Source organism: Sporomusa sp. KB1 (assembly GCF_007830295.1).
Classification (GTDB): domain Bacteria; phylum Bacillota; class Negativicutes; order Sporomusales; family Sporomusaceae; genus Sporomusa.
This window is the reverse complement of record NZ_VLKC01000002.1, coordinates 510,054-528,930: the sequence shown is the minus strand read 5'-3', so window position 1 is coordinate 528,930 and position 18,877 is coordinate 510,054. Positions and strand designations below refer to the sequence as shown.

Annotated in this window: 23 protein-coding genes; all 23 read left to right on the top strand. The window is 46.3% G+C overall.

The genetic code is table 11. The features are described from left to right. Positions 1-39: 39 nt before the first annotated feature. On the top strand, positions 40-921 hold the full coding sequence (gene prmC, locus SALPA_RS06270; protein ID WP_145091112.1) for a peptide chain release factor N(5)-glutamine methyltransferase: 882 nt from the start codon (positions 40-42) through the stop codon (positions 919-921). Beyond that, the gene (locus tag SALPA_RS06265; RefSeq protein ID WP_145091109.1) at positions 911-1,957 is read left to right on the top strand and encodes an L-threonylcarbamoyladenylate synthase; all 1,047 of its coding nucleotides are present in this window, start codon (positions 911-913) and stop codon (positions 1,955-1,957) included. Before prmC ends, SALPA_RS06265 begins: the two co-directional genes overlap by 11 nt. 61 nt (positions 1,958-2,018) lie before the next feature. Beyond that, on the top strand, positions 2,019-2,615 hold the full coding sequence (locus tag SALPA_RS06260) for a manganese efflux pump (RefSeq protein WP_145091106.1): 597 nt from the start codon (positions 2,019-2,021) through the stop codon (positions 2,613-2,615). A gap of 61 nt (positions 2,616-2,676) precedes the next feature. Beyond that, on the top strand, positions 2,677-3,141 hold the full coding sequence (locus tag SALPA_RS06255) for a low molecular weight protein arginine phosphatase (RefSeq protein ID WP_145091103.1): 465 nt from the start codon (positions 2,677-2,679) through the stop codon (positions 3,139-3,141). A gap of 56 nt (positions 3,142-3,197) precedes the next feature. Next, positions 3,198-3,641: a ribose 5-phosphate isomerase B gene (gene rpiB / locus SALPA_RS06250; RefSeq protein ID WP_145091100.1), complete on the top strand. Its 444-nt coding sequence runs from the start codon at positions 3,198-3,200 to the stop codon at positions 3,639-3,641. A gap of 19 nt (positions 3,642-3,660) precedes the next feature. Then, entirely contained in the window at positions 3,661-4,215 is a 555-nt protein-coding gene (locus SALPA_RS06245; protein WP_145091097.1) for a TIGR01440 family protein, read from the top strand. Positions 4,216-4,248: 33 nt separating this feature from the next. Continuing rightward, positions 4,249-5,484, top strand: coding sequence for a serine hydroxymethyltransferase (gene glyA / locus SALPA_RS06240; protein WP_145091094.1), 1,236 nt, complete (start codon positions 4,249-4,251; stop codon positions 5,482-5,484). A 19-nt stretch (positions 5,485-5,503) separates the two neighbouring features. Continuing rightward, positions 5,504-6,130, top strand: coding sequence for a uracil phosphoribosyltransferase (upp, locus tag SALPA_RS06235; RefSeq protein WP_145091091.1), 627 nt, complete (start codon positions 5,504-5,506; stop codon positions 6,128-6,130). 68 nt (positions 6,131-6,198) lie between these two features. Further along, complete coding sequence (locus SALPA_RS06230) at positions 6,199-6,660, top strand: cytidine/deoxycytidylate deaminase family protein (protein ID WP_145091088.1); 462 nt, start codon at positions 6,199-6,201, stop codon at positions 6,658-6,660. Positions 6,661-6,791: 131 nt separating this feature from the next. Next, positions 6,792-7,466 (top strand): nucleotide pyrophosphohydrolase, encoded by a 675-nt coding sequence (locus SALPA_RS06225; RefSeq protein ID WP_145091085.1) that lies wholly within the window; start codon positions 6,792-6,794, stop codon positions 7,464-7,466. Positions 7,467-7,574: 108 nt separating this feature from the next. Then, positions 7,575-8,624: a glycosyltransferase family 4 protein gene (locus tag SALPA_RS06220; protein ID WP_145091082.1), complete on the top strand. Its 1,050-nt coding sequence runs from the start codon at positions 7,575-7,577 to the stop codon at positions 8,622-8,624. Positions 8,625-8,736: 112 nt separating this feature from the next. Beyond that, the gene (gene wecB / locus SALPA_RS06215; protein ID WP_145091079.1) at positions 8,737-9,903 is read left to right on the top strand and encodes a non-hydrolyzing UDP-N-acetylglucosamine 2-epimerase; all 1,167 of its coding nucleotides are present in this window, start codon (positions 8,737-8,739) and stop codon (positions 9,901-9,903) included. 192 nt (positions 9,904-10,095) lie between these two features. After that, complete coding sequence (locus tag SALPA_RS06210) at positions 10,096-10,305, top strand: AtpZ/AtpI family protein (protein WP_145091076.1); 210 nt, start codon at positions 10,096-10,098, stop codon at positions 10,303-10,305. A gap of 12 nt (positions 10,306-10,317) precedes the next feature. Then, positions 10,318-10,737 carry an ATP synthase subunit I gene (locus SALPA_RS06205; protein WP_186450935.1) on the top strand — a complete coding sequence of 140 codons (420 nt, stop codon included), beginning with the start codon at positions 10,318-10,320 and terminating at the stop codon, positions 10,735-10,737. 21 nt (positions 10,738-10,758) lie between these two features. Then, a complete protein-coding gene (atpB, locus tag SALPA_RS06200) occupies positions 10,759-11,436 on the top strand; it encodes a F0F1 ATP synthase subunit A (protein ID WP_145101780.1) in 678 nt (225 codons plus the stop codon). Positions 11,437-11,491: 55 nt separating this feature from the next. Further along, a complete protein-coding gene (gene atpE / locus SALPA_RS06195) occupies positions 11,492-11,743 on the top strand; it encodes a F0F1 ATP synthase subunit C (RefSeq protein WP_075757102.1) in 252 nt (83 codons plus the stop codon). An 86-nt stretch (positions 11,744-11,829) separates the two neighbouring features. Further along, positions 11,830-12,333 carry a F0F1 ATP synthase subunit B gene (gene atpF, locus SALPA_RS06190; RefSeq protein ID WP_145091071.1) on the top strand — a complete coding sequence of 168 codons (504 nt, stop codon included), beginning with the start codon at positions 11,830-11,832 and terminating at the stop codon, positions 12,331-12,333. Next, positions 12,327-12,881 (top strand): F0F1 ATP synthase subunit delta, encoded by a 555-nt coding sequence (locus SALPA_RS06185; protein ID WP_145091068.1) that lies wholly within the window; start codon positions 12,327-12,329, stop codon positions 12,879-12,881. Before atpF ends, SALPA_RS06185 begins: the two co-directional genes overlap by 7 nt. Before the next feature lie 82 nt (positions 12,882-12,963). Beyond that, complete coding sequence (atpA, locus tag SALPA_RS06180; protein WP_145091065.1) at positions 12,964-14,487, top strand: F0F1 ATP synthase subunit alpha; 1,524 nt, start codon at positions 12,964-12,966, stop codon at positions 14,485-14,487. 6 nt (positions 14,488-14,493) lie between these two features. Next, positions 14,494-15,345: an ATP synthase F1 subunit gamma gene (gene atpG / locus SALPA_RS06175; RefSeq protein ID WP_145091062.1), complete on the top strand. Its 852-nt coding sequence runs from the start codon at positions 14,494-14,496 to the stop codon at positions 15,343-15,345. 32 nt (positions 15,346-15,377) lie between these two features. After that, positions 15,378-16,787 carry a F0F1 ATP synthase subunit beta gene (gene atpD / locus SALPA_RS06170; protein WP_145091059.1) on the top strand — a complete coding sequence of 470 codons (1,410 nt, stop codon included), beginning with the start codon at positions 15,378-15,380 and terminating at the stop codon, positions 16,785-16,787. 3 nt (positions 16,788-16,790) lie between these two features. After that, positions 16,791-17,204: a F0F1 ATP synthase subunit epsilon gene (locus tag SALPA_RS06165; RefSeq protein WP_145091056.1), complete on the top strand. Its 414-nt coding sequence runs from the start codon at positions 16,791-16,793 to the stop codon at positions 17,202-17,204. Between the two features lie 222 nt (positions 17,205-17,426). Further along, a complete protein-coding gene (murA, locus tag SALPA_RS06160; protein ID WP_145091053.1) occupies positions 17,427-18,683 on the top strand; it encodes a UDP-N-acetylglucosamine 1-carboxyvinyltransferase in 1,257 nt (418 codons plus the stop codon). Positions 18,684-18,877 lie beyond the last annotated feature (194 nt).

The window sequence follows — 18,877 nt, the reverse complement described above, 5'->3', positions numbered from 1 at the left end:
AATGCCGAATGGGCATTTCTTACTGTCCGGGTGGGTGCAATGACTGAACAATGGACCATCACTTCAATTGTACAATGGACCAGGCAGTACTTCGACTCCAAGGGGATTGATAATTCTCGCCTGGATGCTGAGGTACTGCTTTCCCATATATTAGGCAAAGATAGGCTGTATTTATATACTAATTTTGATCAGCCGCTAACTTCAGAGGAACTGGCTTCTTACAGACAAGCTGTCAAACGCCGGGCCATGTATGCGCCGGTAGCTTATATTAACGGTTATAAAGAGTTTATGGGGCTGGATTTCATGGTTAATCCGGCTGTACTTATTCCCCGGCCTGATACCGAGATATTGGTGGAGGCCGCACTTGACCGCCTGGCTGGTACAGCGGCGCCGGTTATTGCTGATCTGGGTACAGGCAGTGGTGCCATAATCATTAGCTTATTATCTAAACTTGTTACTGCGGTAGGCGCGGCGGTTGATATTTCTGCTGCGGCGCTGGCAGTTGCCGGAGAAAATGCCGGTCGACAAGGGGTTTCCGAACGTCTGGCGCTCTTTAGGGGTGATATGCTGCAACCGCTGGCAGGTAAAAAATTCGATGCAATAGTATCTAACCCACCGTATATTCCGGATAGTGAGATCCCCGGATTAAGTCCTGAGGTACGTCAGGAACCACGACTGGCGTTGGCTGGCGGGCCTGATGGTCTCAATTTTTACCGCCGGATTGTGGCGCAGGGAGCAGACTACCTTAAACCGGCTGGCTTCATTGCCGTAGAGGTAGGAATTAACCAGGCCGGACAGGTAGCAACGCTGGCTGATACCGGCAGTAGGCTGATACCGGAAACGATTATTAAAGATTATGCTGGTATTGAACGTGTTGTAATTTTTCGTTTTGCTAATGGAGATGATCAGAGTGCATACTAATTATTATAAAATAGACCCGTTCAACCCGGATATAGCTGTTTTGACAGAGGCAGCTGCTATGCTGCGCCAGGGGCAGTTGGTGGCGTTTCCTACCGAAACCGTGTATGGTCTTGGCGCTAACGGGCTTAACGTGCAAGCGGTAAAATCTATCTTTCAGGCCAAAGGCCGGCCTTCAGATAACCCGCTTATTCTACATATTGATGCTGTTGACAAGCTATACACGCTGGCTGCATCTGTGCCGGCCAATGTGTTGGCCTTGGCTGAGCGCTACTGGCCTGGACCACTCACGGTGGTGGTTAAACGTCGACCACTGGTGCCTGATGCTGTGACTGGTGGTTTGGATACGGTGGCCATTCGTTTACCTTCGTCGCTGGTGGCCAGGGAGCTAATCCGTCTGGCAGGTGTGCCAGTGGCGGCACCTAGTGCAAATACTTCGGGAAGACCAAGCCCGACGACAGCGCAAGCTGTATTGGCAGATCTTGATAGTAAAATTGCCGCTGTGATTGATGCCGGTCCCTGTGAGATTGGTGTAGAATCAACGGTGGTGGATTGTACCACCCCGGTGCCGACATTGCTGCGACCAGGGGGGATTACTTATGAAATGCTGGTCGAAGTGTTGGGGGAAGTTGAAATTGATTCGACGCTCTCAGGCGCACAGGCGATACCAAAATCGCCGGGCATGAAATATATCCATTATGCACCTTTGGCGCCGCTGTTTTTAGTGGAGGCCGAACCGATTGCTGCGACTGCGCTTCTAAAGCGGGAGCTTGATCAAGCGCTGGCGACAGGGAAAACAGTGGGGGTTATTGTATCTGCTGAATTAGCAGACAGTTTGCCGGCTGAGGCTATAGCCTATGTTTATGGACCACGCGACGACACGGCTGCTATTGCAGCCAACCTCTATACGGCTCTTAGGAGTTTTGATAATAAGCCAGTGGATGTCATTTATGCGGAAGGTATTAGCGATCAGGGGTTGGGGCTTGCTGTCATGAACCGGTTACGCAAAGCCGCAGGATATCGCATCATTCGCCGCTAGATTGAGGAATGCTTCATATTGCCTCTTGGTGGTACATATACATTACCGCGGAGGTGAAAATATGAGCCTGCTTGAACTGGTTGTTCTGAGTGCCGCTTTGGGAACCGATTTGTTTTCAGTGGCGGTGCCTATTGGTATGAACAAGGTGCGCCGGCTGGTGATTTTCCAGTCAGCCTTTGTGTTTGCGGTATCCCATATTATAATGATTCTAATTGGATATCATATTGGACACTGGTTGGGGAGCATTGTTGAGCACGTGGGGGCCTACCATATCAACTGGCCAGTGGCTAGCGTGCAGAATATGGCGACAATTATTGGCGCCTTGGTGCTTGCTGGCTTAGGTGCCTCAATGATTAAGGACAATATACGTGGCTCAAAGGATGCTATGCCAAGTAATCCCTTGCATGGCGCAGCCCTCCTCTTGTTGGCTGCCAGCGTGAGTATTGATGCTCTGGCAGCTGGTTTCAGCCTAGGCATGATTGATGTAAATTTATTCGAACTAAGTTTGGTTTTGGGGACAGTTATCTTTGCCATTGCGCTGCTTGGTCTGGCATTAGGCCGTAAGTTGGGGCGGTATATTGGCAAACGGGCTGAACTGATGGGGGGCAGTGTTTTAGTAGTTTTAGGAATACATATCTTATGGACAACAATCTGCTAGAATTATATATGTAGGTATGAGAAATTTTTTCCTGGTACAAAATAGGAGGGGTTGAACAAAGATGTTTAAGGTACTATTTGTATGTACCGGCAATACCTGTCGTAGTCCCATGGCCGCCGCTATACTTGCTGATATGGCAGTACAAGCGGGGCTGGCTGATAAAATTGTTGTCACCTCGGCTGGACTCTCCGCCTGGCAGCAGTCCGCTTCGCCTCAGGCTCAGGCTGTTATGCATCAGGCTGGCCTTAGTTTGGACAGGCATTGCTCAGTGCAGGTTGATTTGGCACAATTGATGGCAGCAGATCTGGTACTTGCCATGACAATAGCGCATAAACAGGCGATTATGAAGGTGGCACCAGGTATGGTGGAAAAAACGTACACGTTATCTGAGTTTGCCGGTAAAACAGGCGATGTTGCCGATCCATTTGGCGGCAGCGAGATTAAGTACCATGCTTGTGCACAGCAACTGCGGCAACTGCTGATGTCGGCGTGGGAAAAAATTGTAAGTTTAGCAGGAAAAAAGTAATTAGCGTTGAAAATGAAGAATGGCGTGTAAATATATACATAGGAAGTGTTACTGCAATGAAAGTAGCAATTGGCAGCGACCATGGCGGTTTTCGCCTAAAAGAAGAAATTAAAACCCTATTAACTGAGCTTAAGGTAGATAACCATGATTTTGGTACATATACCTGTGAATCAGTTGACTACCCCGACATTTCCCGTCAAGTAGCCGAAGCAGTGGCAAAAGGTGAGTATGAACGGGGCATTATTGTTTGCGGCACAGGCATTGGGGTTAGTATTGCGGCTAACAAAATAAAGGGAATTAGAGCCGCTCTTTGTAATGATGCCTTTTCGGCACAGATGTCACGCGAGCATAATGACGCGAATATCCTGACAATGGGAGAACGCGTGATTGGCTCTGGTTTGGCCAGAATGATTGTTGAGGTATGGCTTAAAACTGAATTTGCCGGAGGACGTCACGCTTGCCGGGTAACCAAACTTATGGAGCTAGAAAAAGACTGCTAGTAAATTGGAGTGGATGATCATGGACACAGACTTGGCAACGATTGGTCGCCAAACAATACAGGCGGCTGAAGAATTGATAAAAACAGCCCACCTAAAGCCAGGTCAAATTCTGGTAGTGGGGTGTAGTACTAGTGAAGTACAGGGGATGCACATTGGCTCCTATGGCTCTGAGGTAGTGGCTGCTCGGATTTTGTCAAGTCTCTTAAAGGTTTGTTCCTGGTATCAGGTTTCCTTGGCGATACAGTGCTGCGAACATCTTAACAGAGCACTTGTTGTCGAACAGGCTGTAGCTGCTGAGTATCATCTCGAAGAAGTCACAGTCATTCCGGTAGCCAAAGCCGGTGGTTCGCTGGCGGCACAGGCTATGCGCGAATTTACCCAGCCGACGGTGGTGGAAACCATCACTGCCCATGCCGGCCTTGATATTGGCAGCACGCTTATAGGTATGCATATCAAACGAGTGGCCATTCCTGTGCGTTTAACGTTAAAGCATATTGGACAAGCTTATCTAACTGCGGCCCATACCAGGCCAAAACTAATCGGCGGCGTACGCGCTGTTTATGAATTATCCTAAAGAAGATTGCTTTATTTTTGGGGAGGAATACACATGACAATACTTGCTGGAATAGATCCTGAAGTAAAAAAAGCTATTGACCTTGAACGCGCTCGTCAGCAACATAAGCTGGAACTTATTGCGTCAGAAAACTTTGTCAGCAAAGCCGTAATGGAGGCCCAGGGATCAGTACTTACTAATAAATATGCCGAGGGGTATCCTGGACATCGTTATTATGGCGGCTGCGAATGTGTTGATATTGTTGAGCAACTGGCCATTGACAGAGCAAAAGAAATCTTTGGTGTCGAGCATGTTAATGTGCAGCCTCATTCAGGTGCGCAGGCTAATACGGCCGTGTACTTTGCGTTCTTGAAGCCCGGCGATACTATTTTAGGTATGAATCTTGCCCATGGCGGTCATCTGACTCATGGCAGCCCGGTGAATATTTCCGGACAATACTTTAATGTAGTTGCCTATGGTGTTAATGATGATACTCATCTTATCGATTATGACCAGGTAGCTGAGCTTGCTTATAAGCATAAGCCCAAGATGCTGGTGGCTGGTGCCAGCGCTTATTCACGAATTATTGATTTTGCCCGACTGGGACAAATTGCCCGCGATGCTGGGGCGATGTTTATGGTAGATATGGCGCATATCGCCGGTTTAGTGGCAGCTGGTTTTCATCCCAGCCCGGTGCCACATGCCGATATTGTTACCACAACGACTCACAAGACACTACGCGGCCCGCGTGGCGGTATGATCCTGTGCCGGGCCCAATATGCCAAAGCTATTGATAAAGCCGTATTCCCTGGCATTCAAGGTGGACCGTTAATGCATGTAATTGCCGCCAAAGCAGTGGCTTTTAAAGAAGCACTTAGCCAGGAATTCCGCCTTTATCAGGGCCAAATTATAAAAAATGCCCAGGCTTTAGCCGAAAGGCTCAAACAAAAAGGGTTTACGCTGGTATCTGGCGGCACCGATAATCATCTGATGCTGGTTGATTTGCGGACGCAAAACATTACTGGTAAGCAAGCCGAACACCTTTTGGATGAGATCGGCGTTACAGTCAATAAAAATGCTATCCCCAATGATCCTGCCAGTCCTTTTGTGACAAGTGGTATCCGTATTGGCGTACCCGCAGTTACATCCCGCGGAATGGCAGAGGTCGATATGGTGGCAATTGGTGATATTATCGCTATGACACTGACCAACCCGGATGACAGCGCAGTGCAAGACAAGGCGCGCTCGCTGGTGGCCGAGTTATGCCGCAAATACCCATTGTACGCATAAGTAAGGAGAAGATGATATCATGCAAGTAAAAATAATTGATCACCCGCTCATTCAGCATAAGCTTTCGCTCATTCGTGATGTTAGGACAGGAACCAAGGAGTTTCGTGAACTCTTAGAAGAAATTGCGATGCTCATGGCTTTTGAACTGACCCGGAATATGCCTCTGGAAGAAACCCAAGTCGAAACGCCACTTACAACTTGTACTTGTAAAGTACTGTCAGGTAAAAAAATTGGTGTTGTACCGATTTTACGTGCCGGCTTAGGCATGGTAAATGGCATTATAAAACTTATTCCTGCTGCCAAGGTCGGCCATGTCGGCTTATACCGTGACCATGAAACGCTAAAACCGGTGGAGTACTACTGCAAACTGCCGAAAGATGTTGATGAACGTGAACTTATTGTTATCGATCCTATGCTGGCTACCGGCGGTTCCTCAGTCGCGGCCATTGACCTCTTAAAAGCCAAAGGTGCCAGGAATATTAAACTAATGTGTCTGGTGGCTGCACCGGAAGGTATTAATCTGGTTAATGCTCACCATCCTGATGTTGAGGTGTATGTAGCTGCTGTTGACAGCCATCTCAATGAATACGGCTACATTGTGCCTGGTTTAGGGGATGCCGGTGACCGGATTTTTGGCACCAAGTAAACGGTCATTTTTTACTTGGGCCAGGAATACACTGTTAGTACATTGTTTGGCCAAGGGGGTAGAAACGCATGAGTGATAACCTAGAACTTACCCGGCCGTCCTGGGATGAGTATTTTATGGAAATAACCAAGGTTGTTGCTACCCGCTCAACCTGTTTGCGTCGTCACATTGGGGCTGTGATTGTTAAAGATCAGCGTCTCTTAAGCAGCGGCTATAATGGCGCGCCCTGTGGTTTGGCCCATTGTGGCGAAATTGGCTGTGTACGTGCTGTTAATCAGGTACCATCAGGCGAACGTCAGGAGCTTTGCCGGGGCCTTCATGCCGAGCAAAGTGCAGTAGTTCAGGCAGCTATGTACGGGGTTCCTATTCGTGATGCCACGATTTACTCGACCCATCAACCTTGTTCAGCCTGTACCAAAATTCTTATAAATGCTGGCATTAGACGAATTGTCTATCAGTATAGCTATCCGGATAAACTGGCGGAGCAGCTAATTGCTGAAGCCGGCATCACTTACGACTGCTTCGGCTAGTCAGTGAGTGAACCTGTTTCAGCATAGCTGAAACATCGGCGGGTTCAGGCGGGGAGTCTACCCCACCTGAACAAATGCCGCCTGCAGAGGCGGGAGTCTTAACTCGCCGCAAAAGATAAAAGGGGAGTTCAATGGTAGAAGCTATTTATTTACCAAAACTTAATAACCTTACCCCGACACTGGATTCAACGCTGCTGAAGGCTATGGAAGAAGCCGGAGAATTAGCCCGAGCTGTACTTAAATTTATGCCCTGGGAGAAATTAAGCCCGGAGGAACTCGCAAACCAACCACTGGCTTCAGGGTTACTTGCGGATGTTAAAGAAGAACTTTTGGATGTAGCGCAAACCTGTGTGACGATGATTTTTGTCATGGAGGACTACTTTGTGATTGATGCTGACAGCCTGATTGGCGAGCATCTTGCAAAATTATTGGACAAAGGCTATGCCTATGATAATAATCAAAGTTATCGCATCACTACGATACAAAACCGCCATGGCGGCAACTACAAGTATATTAGTCTGCCACACCTTCAGATTGCGGACGTCACACTACTTACTACTGTGTGCAAAATTCAGGAAGAACTTGGCGAACTTACCCAATTCCTTGGCAAACATGCTGGCGCATCAGGTGAACAAAATTGTCTTGCTGCCGACGAGGTTAACAAGGGGGCGGCTTTGGAGTTATTAGATGTTGCTCAATGCTGTTTTACGATGATATATATTTTAGCTGAGCGGTATGCTGTAAATATACCAGAGCTTGTTGAGGGGCATGTGAATAAGCTGCGTCGTAAAGGATATTGTCAGTAATATTAGAGAATTACTATAATTGCCAGCATATTTCTCCATTTGCTGCGGATTGACAACTTTCACACGGGGAGTTACAATTGGAGTTGTGTAGAAATGAGGTGTTAACATATGCAAACATATGTAGTGGCTTTTACTGTTGCTTTGGCAGCAACTTACTTTATTACGCCACACGTCAAGGAACTAGCCATTAAGGCAGGAGCTTTGGATGCCCCGGATGCCCGTAAAGTGCATACTACTCCAATTCCACGGATGGGTGGATTGGCAATATATTTTGGCTTTGTACTTGCTGTATTGTCCAGCATGCATATTAGCCATGAAATTTTAGGATTGTTATTAGGTGGTACTGTCATTTTGGCTGTAGGCATTATTGATGATATGATCCAGTTGTCAGCTAAGGTAAAGTTGTTAGGTCAGATTCTGGCAGCAGCTGTGCTAGTCATGTTCGATGTTCGGATTGAATGGTTGACTAATCCTTTCGGTGATATGATTTATGTTAACTATTTGGCCATCCCGCTTACAATTATGTGGGTAGTCGGATTGACCAATACGGTTAACTTAATTGATGGCTTGGATGGTTTAGCTGCCGGGGTATCGACAATTGCATCACTGACTATTTTATTAGTGGCGCTGGAACAAAATTTCTGGACAGTAGCTCTGTTGACTGCCGCATTAGCTGGCAGTGCACTTGGTTTTTTGCAGCATAATTTTAACCCAGCCAAGATTTTTATGGGTGATACCGGTAGCATGTTTTTAGGATATATGCTGGCCGCTGTTTCCATATTAGGGGCTGTTAAAAGCGCGGCAACCATTGCGCTGATAGTTCCTATTGTGGCATTAGGGCTGCCAATTATGGATACTGCTTTTGCTATAATTCGCCGGTATATGAATGGCCGGCCGATTTTTAAGCCAGATAAGGGGCATTTGCACCATCGACTGTTGGCTATGGGTTTAAGCCAGAAACAGGCCGTATTGTTGATGTATGTAATTAGCGGTTTTTTAGGCGTGAGTGCGATTGTGCTTACCGAAGTCAGCCAAGTATATGCCGGGTTAATTGTTCTGGCCATTATTATTGTGGCCTGTCTTGGTGCCAAGAAAATTGGTGTGCTGAGTAATAATGATGGCGTGCTTAAACACACTGATTCAGTGAAAAGCCATTAATAGTGATTTTGAAATCGAATATGCAATACAAGGCGGGCAATTTTGCCCGCCTTGTATTTAGCAGAGGAAAAAGTGAAAAACACCACTTTGTTTCCAGCGGAAGGAGCTTTTTATGTCACGCATTAAAGTTATGACTGTCTTTGGCACTAGGCCTGAAGCCATCAAAATGGCACCTATTGTACTTGAGTTAGCAAAGCATCCCGAATACATAACCCCTATAGTGGCAGTTACGGCCCAACACCGGGAGATGCTTGATCAAGTACTTGGTTTATTTAAGATTACTCCTAATTATGATCTGGACATTATGAGCCAAGGCCAAACCCTATTTGACATTACCTGTCGGGTCATGCAAGGCCTCAATCAGGTGTTGGCCGAGGAAAAACCGGATATTGTCCTGGTTCATGGTGATACAACGACGACCTTTGCCGGTGCGCTGGCAGCCTTTTATCACCAGATTGTAATTGGTCATGTCGAAGCAGGATTACGTACTGGCGATAAGTATTCGCCATATCCAGAGGAAATGAACCGTAAGCTGACAGGTACATTAACCGATATCCACTTTGCACCGACATCCACAGCCAGACAAAACCTACTGCAGGAAAATGTAGATCCTAAAACCGTATTTGTAACAGGTAATACCGTTATTGACGCGCTGAAAGCTACCATCGACTCTACCTATAGATTTATTGACCCGCTGTTGCAAAACATTAACTATGACAGCAGGAAAGTCATCCTGGTTACCACCCATCGCCGCGAAAACCTGGGTGAACCTATGCGACATGTCTATCAGGCATTAAAAGCGATTGTTGATGATTTTGATGATGTTGAAATTGTTTTTCCAGTCCATAAAAATCCTCTTGTGCGCCAAGTCGTTCAGGAAGAACTTGGCGGGCTCAGCCGCGTACATTTGATTGACCCGCTTGACTACCAGCCCTTTGCCAACCTCATGGCCAGATCCTATTTGATCCTTACTGATTCGGGTGGTATCCAGGAGGAAGCGCCAGCCCTTGGCAAACCAGTGCTGGTTTTACGTGATACGACTGAACGTCCGGAGGCAGTAACCTCTGGCACGGTTAAACTTATCGGCACCGATAAGCAGCGGGTATATAATGAGACTCGGGAACTACTTGTAAATGACAAAGAATATCAGAGTATGGCAAGTGCGGTAAATCCCTATGGGGATGGCAAAGCTTCCAACCGGATCGTGAATACTATTTTGTATAGGTATAACCTGATTTTGTCGCTGCCAAATGAATTTAAGGTCAGCAGTAAAGAATAATAGTGTTCTAAATTATGCAAATTGGTTAAATTTTTATTGTTTTCTGTAACATAATAGCAGGAATTTTCACATGCAGCATAGAATATATTGACAGGATACAGCTTTTGGTGGATTATTGCCCAAAAATGATAACTTATTGCTATTTGGGTCACAATAAATAGAATAGTTGATAAGTTTGTAAGAGGTGAAGCTATGCCGGGAAAACCTGACGGGACATGGTCAGCGCTTAGTGTAGCAATGAACATTGGTCTTACTACGGTGGCTACGGTAGCGGTAGGACTGTTTTTAGGTCGTTGGGCTGATAACTATTGTGACAGTTTTCCTTGGTTTACTGTATCAGGGATTGTACTAGGCATGTTGTCTGGGTTATGGGCTACCTACAAAAAAATTGTCAAGTCATAAAGGGTGTTCTTTTTGCTCAAAATAGAGTTTTCCGATAACTACACCAGTCAAGTGCGGCGAACGTTACTGCACCTTTTGGCTTGGGGTTTATTTATAACCATCGGTGCTTTAGTATCAGGTAGAATATCCATTATACCTGGTTTATTGACTGGCTGGGCAGGCAGTTTGTTTTATTTTCTGCTCATGTGCCGCCGGGTAAAGAAAAGTGCCGAACTACCGCCTGGACAAGCAGTTGCATCAATGCGAACAGGTTGGCTGCTCAGGTATGGTTTTATGGTTTCGATGCTTGTTTTATCAGTTCATGTGCCAGGTATTGATTTTATGGCGGCAGTAGTGGGGTTATTCTCACTTCATATAGTGCTTTTCTTGAATGCCGTATGTATCGTGGTTTCCGGATTTATAACAAATTTTGGAAAGTCAAAAATAAACTGATAGAAAGGAGTGAAAATGAATATGGGACATGGTGGAGGACATGAGATTGGTGGACATAAGCTGGCGCATTTTGCCGGACTTACCTTTAATATGGACACCTTAACTATGACGTGGTTGACTATGGCAATTGTCATCATTTTGGCAATTGTTGCCACTAGGCGGGCAGCGATTGTTCCCCGGGGCTGGCAAAACTTCCTGGAAATGGCTGTTACCGCCTTGCTAGATCAGATTGATAACACGATGGGGCCCAAAGGCCGAAAATTGGCACCACTAATTATCACATTGTTTCTGTTCCTTGTTGTTGGCAATGAATTAGGCTTGGTGCCGGGATTCACCTCACCAACCAATGATATCAACACAACACTAGGGCTGGCTTTGATGGTTGTTATTTTGGTACATATTATCGGTGTCAAGGAAAAGGGAGCCGTTAGGTACGTTAAGCATTTTTTTGAGCCCTATATCCCCTTTGTTATTATCAATATTATCGAAGAACTGGCTAAACCGATTACATTATCCTTCCGTTTATTTGGCAACATTCTGGCAGGCGAGATTTTGCTCATTATTTTGGGCATGCTGGTGCCATATGTTATTCCGACAGCATGGTTGGCTTTCAGTGTGTTTGTTGGTGTTGTTCAGGCATTTATTTTTACCATGTTGTCCATGTCGTATCTGTCCAACTCATTAAAGAATGAGCATTAGTTTTTCGCTTACTCTGAAAATCTATAACTGAACAAACAAAAAGGAGGAGTTTTCTGTGGAACAAGCTATTATTATTGCGGCTTCTGCTATTGGTGCTGGTTTAGCTATCGGTCTTGCTGCCATTGGCGCCGGTATTGGTGATGGTGCAGTAACCGCCAAGGCAATTGAGGGGATGGCAAGACAGCCAGAAGCAAAAGGAACTATTCTCGTAAACATGCTGATTTCCGTAGGTTTGATCGAGTCTATTCCTATTATTGCTGCTGTTATTGCAATTGTACTTGTATTTGCCAATCCGTTCATTAAGTAATCTAAGCGTTATCGGGCGACTGGCAGGATGCATTATGTCTTCTGTCAGCGCTCCCCTTATACGCCGGAAAGAGGAGGGGCCCTCAATTGGTTGATTTGAATGCGACGCTTATAGCGCAAATTATAAATTTTCTTATACTTGTAGCTATTCTAACAAAAGTGGCATATAAACCGCTGATGCAGGCGCTGGCTGACCGGCAGGCCAAAATTGCTGACAGTCTGGAAACGGCTGAACAGGAAAAGCAAGCTGCTGAAAAACTTAAGCAGGAGTATCTTGCCCAACTGGCTGAAGCACGTACTCAGGCCCAGGCTATTGTTGAAAAGGCCGCCAAGCTGGCTGAACAGACCAAAGAAGAAATTCTCAAAGAAGCCCGTGAAGAAAGTATTCGACTAGTAAAGGCCACCCAGGAAGAAATTGCCCGCGAACGCGAACACGCCATCGCCGAGCTCAAAGGCGAGGTTGTAACGCTGGCTGTTGCAGCTGCTTCCAAAATTATCGCCCAGAACATGGATGAACAAGCCAATGCCAAGATTGTTGATGATTTTATCAATAAACTTGACGGCAAGGAAATTGGTGGTCTGCCATGCTAACCAATAAGTTAGCGCTCAAATACGCACAGGCCGTGTATGAAATTGCAAGCGAAAAGGCTATGCTGGACGTAGTGGAAAAACAGCTTAAGCTGGTAGAAGCCACTATTGCCGGACATGCCGATTTAGCTACTCTTATGTATCATCCACTGGTACCGGCTCCAGCCAAAAAGGAAACAATAACCCGTGTTTTTGCCGGAGATTTGGATGGCTTTGTCCAAAATTTTTTGTTGCTTTTAATTGATAAACGACGGGAACCAGCGCTTCCGGCCATTATTAGCGAATATACTCGCTTGGCCAATGAAGCCAGAAATATTGCCGAGGCCGAAGTCTTTACCGCCAAAGAACTCAGCGCAAAGCAGCTTGAGGCGCTAGCGGCTAAGCTTAGCAAAGTTACCGGCAAAAATATTGTGCTCAAGACAACCTTGGACCAGGCACTTATCGGTGGAATTGTTGTTAAAATCGGTGATAAACTGATTGACGGCAGTGTACAGCGCCAGCTTAAAGCGCTGAAAGCGGCGCTACTCACTAATCAAGCCGTTGCAGTGTAATCCTTTAGTAGCTTATGGATAAGACTGCTTATGTCTTGAGCCGCCTTGCTGTAGACTTTATGATTGGGGTGACATACGAGATATGAAAATGAGGCCAGAAGAAATAACGGCCATCATCAAGCAACAAATTGAGAGTTATCAGGTAGAATTAAATGTTGATGATGTTGGCACTGTTATCGAAGTAGGCGATGGTATCGCCCGGATTCACGGCCTGGAAAAGGCTATGGCCGGCGAATTATTAGAATTTCCGCACGAAGTATTTGGCTTGGTCCTCAACTTAGAAGAGGACAATGTCGGCGCTGTACTTTTAGGCGGTGAAATTGAAATTAAAGAAGGCGACAATGTTCGCCGGACCGGACGTATCATGCAGGTGCCGGTAGGGGAAGAGATGGTTGGACGGGTTGTCAATGCACTTGGTCAGCCTATTGATGGCAAAGGTCCGATTAATTCTACTGAGTTTCGCCCGGTTGAATACCGTGCTCCTGGTATTGCTGACAGGCAGTCGGTTAAAGAACCGTTGCAAACAGGTATTAAGGCTATTGACTCTATGGTACCTATTGGCCGCGGCCAGCGTGAGCTCATTATCGGCGACCGTGGTACAGGTAAAACAGCCATTGCTGTTGACACTATTATTAATCAAAAAGGTCAAGGCGTAATTTGTATTTATGTCGCTATTGGTCAAAAGGCATCGACGGTTGCCCGTGTTGTAAAAACACTGGAAGAGGCCGGTGCCATGGAATATACCATTATTGTAGCCGCTACTGCCTCTGATAGTGCGCCACTGCAATACCTGGCACCTTATGCCGGTGTTTCTATGGGCGAATACTTTATGTATAAAGGCGGCTCGGTTCTCTGCGTGTATGATGACTTATCAAAACATGCTACGGCGTATCGTGCTATGTCGCTTTTACTTCGTCGTCCTCCCGGCCGCGAAGCTTATCCAGGCGACGTATTTTACTTACACTCCCGCTTGCTTGAACGGGCGGCTAGGTTGTCAAGCGATTTAGGCGGCGGTTCAATTACTGCTCTGCCAGTTATTGAAACCTTGGCAGGTGACGTGTCTGCCTATATACCAACAAATGTAATTTCCATTACTGATGGTCAGATATTCCTGGAAAGCGAGCTGTTCTATTCCGGCATTCGTCCGGCCATTAATGCAGGCCTTTCGGTATCCCGTGTTGGTGGTTCCGCTCAAATAAAAGCCATGAAACAGGTTGCAGGCCGCCTGCGTTTGGATTTGGCGCAATACCGGGAACTCGCGGCTTTTGCCCAATTCGGCTCTGACCTTGATAAGGCCACCCAAGCACAGCTTGATCGTGGTCAACGGACAATGGAAATTTTGAAGCAACCACAATATGCACCAATGGCAGTCGAAGAGCAAGTTATATCTATTTATTGCGCTATTAATGGGTATCTTGATGATGTCGCTATTGAGAATGTAACGAAGTTTGAACAAGACTTCATCAAGTTCATGCGCAGCAATTATGCCGAAGTGACTAAAACCATCAGAGAAAAGAAAAATATTGATACTGAGACTGAGGCCGTTCTTAAAAAAGCGATTAAAGAGTTTAAAGACACTTTTGTTAAAGTTGAAGCGGCGAGGTGATAATACATGGCTAGCGCCAGCGATATCCGTCGCCGTATCAAAAGCGTAAAAAATATTCAACAGATAACCAAAGCCATGAAAATGGTGGCTGCGGCCCGGTTGCGCCGGGCGCAGGAACGAGCCATTGCCAGTAGGCCTTATACCCAGAAGGTTAGAGAAGTATTGGCTAGTGTGGCGGCCAATGCCCGTGATGCCTCCCATCCACTGCTTGAGGTGCGGGAAGTACGGAAGATTGGTTATTTGGTATTAAGTGCAGACAAAGGCTTGGCTGGGGCGTATTCGTCGAACCTGATTAAAGAGGTCTTACCGCAAGTGCGCGGTAAAGATAACGCCAGATTGGTTACTGTTGGACGTAAGGCCCGTGACTATTTTAAGCGGCGGGGTTATACCATTGATGGCGAGTACACCGGCTTTTCAGAAAGACCATCCTATCAGGATGCTGCTGCGTTGGCTCAATTCATGGCTGATAAATTTGCAACAGGTGAATATGATGAAATTTATTTGTCATATACTCATTTTTATTCGCCGATTAATCAGCAGCCAACAACAATTAAGCTATTGCCGGTAGCCGAAATCGGCGAAGGGGAGGAAATGCCCCAGACTGAGTACATTTTTGAACCGTCAGCTAATGAGGTTCTTAGTTTACTCTTACCGCGTTACCTGGAAACAGTTATTTACGGAGCCCTTTTACAAGCAGCTGCAAGCGAGCTAGGTTCCCGTATGACTGCCATGGGGTCGGCTACTGATAACGCACAAGAACTCATTTCCAAACTGACCTTAAACTACAATAAAGTTCGTCAGGCCACCATTACCCGGGAAATTTCCGAGATCGTGGGCGGCGCAGAGGCACTTAAGTAGAGGGTTCTAAGAAGTTAAGGAGGGGAAACCCCGTGAATATCGGTAGAATTATACAAGTTATCGGTCCTGTTATTGACGCTGAGTTTCCCCCGGAAAAACTGCCTGCCATATATAATGCTGTCACAATTGACGAAACAGTTGGCGATGTTCATGTTAAGCTGACTGCGGAAGTAATGCAGCACCTGGGCGACAATACCGTCCGCTGCGTAGCTATGTCTTCTACGGACGGCCTTACTCGTGGCATGAAGGCAGCAGATACCGGGGCGCCAATTAAAATTCCGGTTGGTAAAGGCACGTTAGGCCGGGTATTTAACGTACTTGGTGAAACAGTAGATAAAAATCCGGAGCCAGTAGTTGCTGATGATTTTTGGCCTATTCACAAGCCGGCGCCGGCGTTTGAAGACCAGGAAACATCGACACAAATACTGGAAACAGGCATCAAGGTTGTTGACCTGATTGCGCCTTATGCACTTGGCGGTAAAATTGGTCTGTTTGGTGGTGCTGGTGTAGGTAAAACCGTACTGATTATGGAACTTATCCGCAACATCGCCACAGAGCATGGCGGCTACTCCGTATTTGCTGGAGTAGGTGAACGTACCCGTGAAGGTAACGACCTGTGGAATGAAATGATTGAATCAGGCGTTATTGATAAGACAGCGCTTGTTTACGGTCAGATGAATGAACCACCCGGGGCCAGAATGCGGGTAGGTCTTACCGGTCTTACTATGGCCGAATATTTCCGTGATATTGCTGGGCAAAATGTGCTATTGTTTGTAGATAACATCTTCCGCTTTATTCAAGCTGGTTCCGAGGTTTCGGCGCTACTTGGCCGGATGCCATCGGCGGTAGGATATCAGCCTACTCTGAGCACAGACGTTGGTGCATTGCAAGAGCGGATTACCTCAACCAAAAAAGGTTCCATTACCTCAGTACAGGCCGTATATGTACCTGCTGACGATTTGACTGACCCGGCACCGGCGGCGACCTTTGCTCATCTGGACGCCACTACCGTATTGTCCCGTCAGATTGCGGAGCTTGGTATTTACCCTGCTGTTGATCCGCTGGATTCCACATCCCGGATTATGGACCCGCATGTATTGGGAGAAGATCACTACCAAGTTGCTCGTGGTGTGCAGGAAGTACTGCAGCGCTATAAAGAATTGCAAGATATTATTGCCATTTTGGGTATGGAAGAATTGTCTGATGATGACAAACTGACAGTTTCCCGGGCAAGAAAAATTCAAAGATTCCTCAGCCAGCCGTTCTTCGTAGCCGAAGCCTTTACAGGCACTCCTGGTAAATACGTACCGCTCAAAGAAACTATTCGGGGCTTTAAAGAAATCTTGAGCGGAAAATATGATGATTTGCCGGAAACGGCCTTTTATATGGTAGGAACTATTGAGGAAGCAGTGGAAAAGGCTCAAAAGATGAAGGGGGAATAATACATGGCCAATAAAATTCGGCTGGATATTGTTACTCCTGATCGGATGGTCTATTCCGCAGACGTCAATATGGTTATTGCCAGAGCCACTGACGGTGATCTGGGTATTCTTCCTGGTCACGCACCCTTAATTGCCGGTCTTGAGATCTGGCCACTGAGAATTCAGACAGACGAAGGCGAGAACCTGTTTTCCGTGTGTGGCGGCTTTATTGAAGTTCGCCCTCAAAAGATAACTGTGTTGGCAGGTTGCGCTGAGTTGCCGGAAGAAATTGATATTGACCGTGCCGAATCTGCCAAAGACCGTGCCGAGAGACGTCTAAAGGAAGCACAAGCCGCGACTGACATTGATGTTAGGCGGGCTGAAGTGGCATTAAAACGTGCTTTAGTGCGTCTTAGGGTTGCAGAGAAAAAAATGTAATAGTTGTAAGAAAAATGGGATTGTGATGCTAGCGTCACAATCCTTTTCTTACTCACCATAATTTACATGGAATAACTGGCCTAAATACTGGCAAAAATGAAAGTAAAGGCTTTATTTTAAATAATTATAGGACTAGGAGCTCTTGCTTTAGCTACCACGGTAATGATAAACTAGGTTAGGGAAAATTGAATTGTACTTACCGCTGTGGTGGGAGGAAATTTTGTGGAAAAATTAATTGTTCGAGGGGGCAATCGGCTTTCTGGCACAGTAAAAGTCAGCGGAGCTAAGAACGCAGTGCTACCGGTAATTGCGGCAACACTGCTCGGGACAAGTCCCAGCACCTTAGAAGAAATACCAAATTTAGAAGATGTGCGCACAATTGCCGAGGTGCTTACGCACTTGGGTGCAGCGGTTAAAATTGAACCAGGTGCGTTTTATGTTGATAGCACTACGATAACAACCTGTGAAGCACCATATGAGCTTGTACGGAAAATGCGAGCTTCTTTTCTGATTATGGGGCCACTCCTGGCGCGAGAAGGCTGTGCGAAAATTTCGTTGCCTGGTGGCTGTGCAATTGGCACAAGGCCAATTGACTTGCACTTAAAGGGTTTTGAGGCATTAGGTGCTGAAATAGTGATGGGTCATGGCTTTATCGAAGCCAAAGCGCCGCAAGGCTTAAAAGGAGCGCGAATATATCTGGATTTTCCCAGTGTTGGTGCTACCGAAAATATTATGATGGCAGCAAGTATGGCCAAAGGACAGACCATTATTGAGAATCCGGCAGAAGAGCCTGAGATTGTGGACTTGGCCAATATGCTCAATCACATGGGCGCTAATGTCCGTGGCGCTGGCACCAAGATGATAAGAATCGAAGGTGTCCGTGAATTAAAAGGCGCTTGTCACTGCGTAATTCCTGATCGGATTGAAGCTGGTACCTATATGGTAGCTGCTGCGATCACAGGGGGCGATGTTTATATAGAGAATGCCCTGATAGAACATCTAAAACCAGTGATTGCCAAGCTAAAAGAAGCTGGGGTTACCATTGAAGAAGACGTAAATGGTGTAAGAGTCTGCAGTAACGGCAGCATTCGTGCTGTTGACATTAAAACCTTGCCGTATCCTGGTTTTCCAACCGACATGCAGGCTCAATTTATGGCGCTTATGACGGTGGCCAAAGGTACAAGTATTGTAACCGAAACTGTCTTTGAAAATCGGTTCATGCATGTTGATGAACTGAAACGGATGGGGGCGTCGATCAAAATTGATGGGCGCAGCGCTGTGGTTGAAGGTGTATCAACCCTTACCGGTTGCCCAGTGAAAGCTACTGATCTTAGAGCAGGGGCGGCGCTTGTGCTGGCTGGTTTGGTTGCAGAAGGACAAACAGAGATTGGCTATATCCATCATATTGACCGCGGCTATGACAAATTAGTGGAAAAGTTCCGTAGTATTGGCGCAAATATAGAACGAGTAGATTGCTAGTCACATTGATGAACTAATTATAATATATATTCCATAGTAAAGAAGTTTACGTGAGCCGGCAAGTGGGTGTGACCCAACTTTGACGCGTTGTATATAGTTAAACGCAAGCGAGATTGCTTCACGATGCTGGCAATGACTTTTGGGAGTTTGACTCACCAGTCATTGCCAGTATCAGCAAAGCAATCTCGCTTTAG